Here is a 7,190-nt window from a genome sequence, read left to right as displayed (position 1 = left end):
AAGACCGGGTAGGCCGCATACAGCTCCTCCCCCATCCCGGCCCGCTGACTGCCCTGACCGGTGAACAGGAACGCCGTCCGCCCCTCCACCACCGATGCCTGACCACCGGACACCGCGGCCAGCCCGGCCAGCAGCTCCGCACCATCGGAGGCCGCGAACCCCGCCCGGTACTCGAACGCCGCCCGGCCCGTCGCCAGCGAGAAACCCAGATCCGCCACACTCGGCGCACCATCGCCCTCGACCACCGCCACCAGCCCCGCCACCTGCGCCGCAAGCGCCTCCGGGCTCTTCGCGGACAGCACGACCGGCACTGTCGGCAGGACCACCGAGTCATCCTCCGAGGACTCCTCCGCGGCCGGAGCCTGCTCCAGGATCGTGTGGGCGTTGGTCCCGCTCACACCGAAGGCGGAGACGGCGGCCCGGCGCGGCCCTCCGGTCTCCGGCCAGGGCCGGCGCTCCGACAGAAGTTCGACGGCGCCGGCCGACCAGTCGACGTGCGGGGACGGCTCGTCCACGTGCAGGGTCTGCGGCAGCACGCCGTGCCGCATCGCCATGACCATCTTGATGACGCCCGCGACACCGGCGGCGGCCTGGGTGTGGCCGATGTTGGACTTGAGCGAGCCGAGCCAGAGCGGCCGGTCGTCGGCCCGCTCCTGACCGTAGGTGTTCAGCAGGGCCTGCGCCTCGATCGGATCACCCAGGCGGGTGCCCGTGCCGTGCGCCTCCACCGCGTCGATCTGATCTGCCGTCAGCCCGGCGCTCTCCAGGGCCTGTCGGATCACCCGCTGCTGCGACGGGCCGTTCGGGGCGGTCAGACCGTTGGACGCACCGTCCTGGTTGACCGCGCTGCCGCGCACCACCGCCATTACCTGGTGGCCGTTTCGCCGCGCGTCGGAGAGCCGCTCGACCAGCAGCATGCCGACGCCCTCGGACCAGCCGGTGCCGTCCGCCGCGGCGGCGAAGGCCTTGCACCGGCCGTCCGAGGCCAGCCCGTGCTGGCGGCTGAACTCGACGAACACGTCGGGGGTGGCGAGGACGGTCACACCGCCCGCGAGCGCCATCGAGCACTCGCCGTTGCGCAGCGCCTGCACCGCGAGGTGCAGGGCGACCAGCGAGGAGGAGCAGGCGGTGTCGACGGTGACCGCCGGCCCCTCGAAGCCGAAGGTGTAGGACAGGCGCCCGGAGACGACCGCCGCCGCGTTGCCCGTCAGTAGGTAGCCCTCGACACCGTCCGGCAGGTCGTCCGCGACCGCGCTGTACCCCTGCGAGGAGGCACCCACGAAGACGCCGGCCCGGCTGCCGCGCAGCGTGGTCGGGTCGATGCCCGCCCGCTCGAAGACCTCCCAGGAGGTCTCCAGCAGCAGCCGCTGCTGCGGGTCCATGGCCAGCGCCTCGCGCGGGCTGATCTCGAAGAACGCCGGGTCGAACCGGGCGGCATCGTGCAGGAAGCCTCCGCCGCGGGCGTAGAACGTGCCCGGCCGGTCCGGGTCCGCGTCGTACAGGTCGGCGAGGTTCCAGCCGCGGTCGGTGGGGAACTCGGAGATGGCGTCGCCGGCGTCGGCGACGAGCCGCCACAGGGCCTCCGGCGACTCCACGCCCCCGGGGAACCGGCAGCTCATCCCGACGATCGCGATCGGCTCGCGCGAGGCCGCGATCAGCTGCTGGTTCTGCCGCCGCAGGCGCTCGGTCTCCTTGATGGAGGCCCGCAGCGCTGCGACGATCTTCTCGTTGGGCGTGGTCATCGTGAGCTCCGCACTTCGGACGTGTCAGGTTTCGTTGCTGTCGAGGGCCATGTCGATGAGGCTCGCCACGTCCATCGTGTCGATCAGGTCCAACTCGTCGTCGGAGCCGGTGGCGGGGCCGTCCGTGCCGGGACCGGCGAGCCGGAGCAGGGTGTCCAGCAGGCCGGCCTCGCGGAAGCGCGCGAACGGGATCGCGGCGAGCGCCTCCCGCAGCTGCGCCTCCTGCGGGTCCACCGCCGCCTCCCGGGCGCCGTCGGGGAACAGGCAGTCCCGGACGTGCTCGGCGAGGGCCGCGGGCGTCGGGTAGTCGAAGACGACGCTCGCGGGCAGCCGCAGCCCGGCGACCAGGGTGAGCCGGTTGCGCAGCTCGACCGCGGTCAGCGAGTCGAAGCCGAGCGCCCGGAATGCGCGGTCCGGTTCGACGGACCGGGCGTCCGGGTAGCCGATGACCTCGGCCACCTCGCCGCGCACCAGTTCCAGCAGGGCGCGGTCGCGGTCGGCGGCCGGGAGCCCGGCCAACCGGGCGGCCAGGGCGCCGGCGTCGTCGCCCGCCCGGCCGGTGCCGTCGTCGGCGGCGGCCGGCTCCGTGTCGAGGACGGCCCGGACCTCGGCCAGGTCGCCGATCAGGGGGCGACGGCGGGCAGCGGTGTAGGCGGGCGTGAACGCCGCCCAGTCGACGTCAGCGACGATGCCGGTGGGCTCGCCGTCCGCCAGGACGCGCCACAGGCCGAGCAGCGCGGCGCCCGGGGCCATCACCGGCAGGCCGAAGCGGCGCAGGTGGTGCTCGGCGTCCGCGCCGGCGGCCATGCCGGCCTCGGCCCAGGGACCCCAGGCCACCGAGGTTCCGGCCAGTCCGCGGGCCCGGCGGGCCTCCACCAGGGCGTCCAGGTGGGCGTTGGCCGCGGCGTAGCCGCCCTGGCCGCCGCTGCCCCAGACCCCGGCGATGGAGGAGAAGGTGACGAAGGCGTCGAGTTCCCGGTCGCCGAGCAGGGCGTCCAGGTGGGCGGCGCCGGCGGCCTTGGCGGCGACGACGGCGGCCAGTTGCGCCGGTCCGCTGTCGGCGAGCGGCGCGTCGGCGACCACGCCGGCCGCGTGGACGACGGCGGTCAGTGGCAGGTCGGCGGGGATGCCGTCGAGCACCCGGGCCAGTGCGTCGCGGTCGGCGCTGTCGCAGGCCGCGACGGTCACCCGGGCACCGAGCGCGCCGAGCTCGGCGACCAGCTCGGCGGCGCCGGGGGCCTCGGGGCCTCGGCGGCCGGTGAGCAGCAGGTGCTCGGCGCCCTCGCCGGCCAGCCGGCGGGCCACCTGGGCGCCGAGGGCGCCGGTGCCGCCGGTGATGAGCACGGTGCCGCGCGGCCGCCAGGGCACGGCCGGGCCCTCGGACCGGCCGGTGACCCGCTCCAGGCGGCGCACGTGGAGGCCGGTGGCCCGGACGGCGAGCTGGTCCTCGCCGCCGGCGCCGCTGAGAGCGGCGGCCAGCAGCGGACCGGTGTGCGCGTCGAGTTGCTCGGGCAGGTCGACGAGACCGCCCCAGCGGTCGGGGTGTTCCAGGGACGCCACCCGGCCGAGGCCCCAGACCTGGGCCTGCTCGGGCGCGGTGGGACGGTCGCCGGCCCCGGTGCCGACCGCGCCCGCGGTGGCGCACCAGAGCGGGGCGTCGAGCCCGGCGTCGCCGAGGGCCTGCATCAGGAGGAGGGTGGCGGCGAGGCCTGCGGGCAGTGCCGGGTGGGCGGGGTGCGGCGCCGGGTCGAGGGCGAGCAGCGAGAGCACCCCGGACGGCGTGCCGGCCTCGGCCTCCTCGCGAAGCCGGGCGGCCAGTGCTGCGCGGTCGTCGTCGCCGACGGCCCAGGTGACCACCCGGACGTCGGCGTCTTCGCGGGTGAGCGCGGCCGACACCTCGGCGGTGCGGTCGGCCGTGTCGGTCCCGGCGGGGACCACCAGCAGCCAGCTGCCGGACACCGGGGCGGCCGGTTCGGTGGCCGGCCGCCAGACGACCCGGTAGCGCCAACCGTCCACGGTGGACTGCTCGCGGCTGCGGCGGCGCCAGGCGGCGATCGCCGGGAGGGCGGTGCCGAGCGGCTGGTCGGCGTCGAGCCGCAGTTCGTCGGTGAGCGCGGTCAGGTCCTCGCGCTCGACGACCTCCCAGAAGCGGGCGTCCACCGCATCCGGCTCCCGGGTCACCCCTGCGGTGGCCGCTGCCGCGGGCGCGGGCCAGTAGCGCTCCCGCTGGAAGGCGTAGGTCGGCAGGTCGATCCGGCGGGCACCGGTGCCGGCGAAGTACGCGGGCCAGTCGACGGCCGCGCCGCGCGTCTGGGCGGTGGCGAGGGAGGTCGTCAGCGTCCGGGCCTCCGGGTGGCCGTGGCGCAGCACCGGGGCGAAGGCGGCGGACCCGGCGGCGCAGTCCTGGCCGAGGGCGCTGAGGACGCCGTCGGGGCCGAGCTCCAGGTAGATGGTGACGCCCTGGGCATCCAGCGTCCGGACGGCGTCGGCGAAGCGGACGGCCTCGCGGACGTGCCGCACCCAGTAGCCGGGCTCGGTCAGCTCGGCGGAGGCGAGTGCGCCGGTGAGGGTCGAGACGACCGGGATCCGCGGCGCCTCGTACGCCACCTGCTCCGCAACGGCACGGAAGTCGTCCAGCATGCCGTCCATCAGCGGCGAGTGGAACGCGTGACTGACGGTCAGTCGCTTGGTGCGGCGTCCGTCGGCGGCGAGCTTCTCGGCGATTTCGAGCACGGCGCTCTCGGCGCCCGAGATCACCACGGAGCTCGGGCCGTTGACCGCCGCGATGCCGACGCCTTCGGCCAGCAGCGGCAGGACCTCGCCCTCCGCCGCCTCCACCGCCACCATCGCGCCACCGCGCGGCAGCGCCTGCATCAGCCGCCCGCGCGCCGCGACCAGCCGCGCCGCGTCCGCCAGCGAGAACACGCCCGCGACATGGGCGGCGGCCAGCTCGCCGATGGAGTGGCCGGCCAGCGCGTCGGGGCGCAGACCCCACGACTCCAGCAGGCGGAACAGCGCGACCTCGACGGCGAACAGGGCGGGCTGGGTGTACGCCGTCTCGTCGATCAGCTCGGCGTCCGCGATCGCCTCGCGCAGCGGACGCTCCAGGTGGCCGTCCAGCTCCGCGCAGACCGCGTCGAGAGCCTCGGCGAACACCGGGTACGTCTCGTACAACTCAGCTCCCATGCCCCGCCGCTGACTGCCCTGGCCGGTGAAGAGGAAGGCGAGTTTGCCGCCCGTGGCCGAGCCCCGGACCACAGTCGCACCGGGGGTGCCGGCGGCCAACCCCTGTAGACCCCGCATCAACCCCTGCTCGTCGGCGGCCACCACGACCGCCCGGTGCTCCATCGCGGAGCGGCCGGTGGCCAGCGAGTACGCGGCGTCGCCGGGCGCGGCGCCGGTGGCCACCGCTCGCAGCAGCCGCTCGGCCTGGGTCCTCAGGCCGTCCTCCGTGCGGGCCGACAGCGGCACCGGCCAGACCGGCGGTGCGGCCGGGTCCGGCTCGGCGACGGCCGGCTCCGGCTCCTGTGCCTGCTCCAGGACGACGTGCGCGTTGGTGCCGCTCATGCCGAACGAGGAGACCGCCGCGCGGCGGGGGCGGCCGGTCCGCGGCCACGCCGTGTTCTGCGTCAGCAGTTCCACGGCCCCGGCCGACCAGTCGACCTCGGTGGACGGCGCGTCGATGTGCAGGGTGCGCGGCAGGACGCCGTGCTCCATCGCCAGCACCATCTTGATGACGCCCGCGACACCGGCGGCGGCCTGGGTGTGCCCGATGTTGGATTTCACCGAGCCGAGTCGGAGCGGCTGCGCACCGGCGCGGTCCTGACCGTAGGTGGCGAGCAGCGCCTGGGCCTCGATCGGGTCGCCGAGGACGGTACCGGTGCCGTGCGCCTCGACGGCGTCGACGTCGGCGGCGCCGAGGCGGGCGGAGGCGAGTGCCTGGCGGATGACCCGCTGCTGGGAGGGCCCGTTCGGGGCGGTGAGGCCGTTGGAGGCGCCGTCCTGGTTGACGGCGGAGCCGCGGACGACGGCCAGCACCCGGTGGCCGTTGCGTTCGGCATCGGAGAGCCGCTCGACCAGCAGCAGGCCGACGCCCTCGCCCCAGCCGGTGCCGTCCGCGCCGGCCGCGAACGCCTTGCACCGCCCGTCCTCGGCGAGGCCGCCCTGGCGGCTGAACTCGACGAACGCACCCGGCGTCGACATCACCGTGACGCCGCCCACCAGGGCCAGCGAGCACTCCCCGGCCCGCAGAGCCTGGCCCGCGAGGTGCAGCGCGACCAGCGAGGAGGAGCAGGCGGTGTCGACGGTGACCGCCGGCCCCTCCAGACCGAAGGTGTACGACAGCCGTCCGGAGACGACACTCGCCGCCGTGCCCGTGCCGAGCCGCCCCTCCAGGTCGTCGGAGGAGTTGGCGGCAAGGGTCAGGTAGTCCTGGCCGTTGGTGCCGACGAAGACGCCGGTCCGGCTGCCGCGCAGCGCGGCCGGGTCGATGCCCGCCCGCTCGAACGCCTCCCAGGCCGTCTCCAGCAGCAGCCGCTGCTGGGGGTCCATGGCGAGCGCCTCGCGCGGCGAGATCCCGAAGAAGACCGGGTCGAACTCGGCGGCGGCGTGCAGGAATCCGCCCTCCCTGGTACCGGCCCGGCCGGGCCCGTCACCGTGCAGGGCGGCGAGGTCCCAGCCCCGGTCGGTGGGGAACCCGGAGACGGCGTCACCGCCGTCGAGCAGCAGCTGCCACAGCTCCTCCGGTGAGGCGACCCCGCCGGGGAAACGGCAGCTCATGGCCACGATCGCGATCGGCTCGTCGGTGGCGGGGCCGGCGGAGTGGGCGCCGCTGATCTCCGGGACCGCCGATTCGGCGTGGCCGAGGACCTCGGTCCCGAGGTGGCCGGCGAGGGCGGTGACGGTCGGGTAGTCGAAGACCAGCGTGGAGGGCAGGCTCAGGCCGGTGACGACGGTGAGGCGGTTGCGCAGCTCGACGGCGGTCAGCGAGTCGAAGCCCAGCTCGCGGAAGGCCCGGCCCGCGTCCACTGCGTCCGCCTCCGCGTAGCCGAGCACCCCGGCCACCTCGGTGCGGACCAGATCCAGCAGGACGGCGGCCCGCTCCTCCGGGTTCAGCCCGGCCAGGCGACCGGCGAGACCGCCGGACCGGCCGTCGGAGCCGTCGGACTCGGCCGCTGCGGTGGTGGCGCCGCCGGCCTCGGGGATCTCGGCGAACAGGGCGACGGGGGCCGTCCCGCCGTCGAGCAGCCGGTCCCAGACGATGTCGGCGACGGCGAGCGCGGTGTCGCCGTTCTCCAGCGCCTGCTGGAGCGCGGTCATGGCGAGGTCGGGTGCCATCGGGGGCACACCCTCACGGCGCAGGCGTTCGGCCAGCCGGTCGTCGGTGGCCATGCCCGCCTCGGCCCACGGACCCCAGGCGATCGACGTCGCCGGAAGGCCGTCCGCCCG

Annotated in this window: 2 protein-coding genes; both read right to left on the bottom strand. The window is 75.8% G+C overall.

Translation table 11 applies throughout. The features are described from left to right. Nucleotides 1-1,697 (bottom strand): type I polyketide synthase (locus tag ABTY15_RS39250; RefSeq protein ID WP_502893692.1); only part of this gene is annotated, 1,697 nt, incomplete at its 3' end. 69 nt (nucleotides 1,698-1,766) lie between these two features. Further along, nucleotides 1,767-7,061, bottom strand: coding sequence for a type I polyketide synthase (locus ABTY15_RS39245; protein WP_502893691.1), 5,295 nt, complete (start codon nucleotides 7,059-7,061; stop codon nucleotides 1,767-1,769). Nucleotides 7,062-7,190 lie beyond the last annotated feature (129 nt).

It is taken from the genome of Kitasatospora sp. NPDC097643, from assembly GCF_040302625.1.
Taxonomy (GTDB): domain Bacteria; phylum Actinomycetota; class Actinomycetes; order Streptomycetales; family Streptomycetaceae; genus Kitasatospora.
This window is presented reverse-complemented; position numbering and strand designations above follow the sequence as displayed.

Excerpts from the sequence above, each read along its gene's own strand:
- ABTY15_RS39245 (WP_502893691.1), bottom strand. The coding sequence starts at position 7,061 with ATGACCGCGCTCCAGCAGGCGCTGGAGAACGGCGACACCGCGCTCGCC.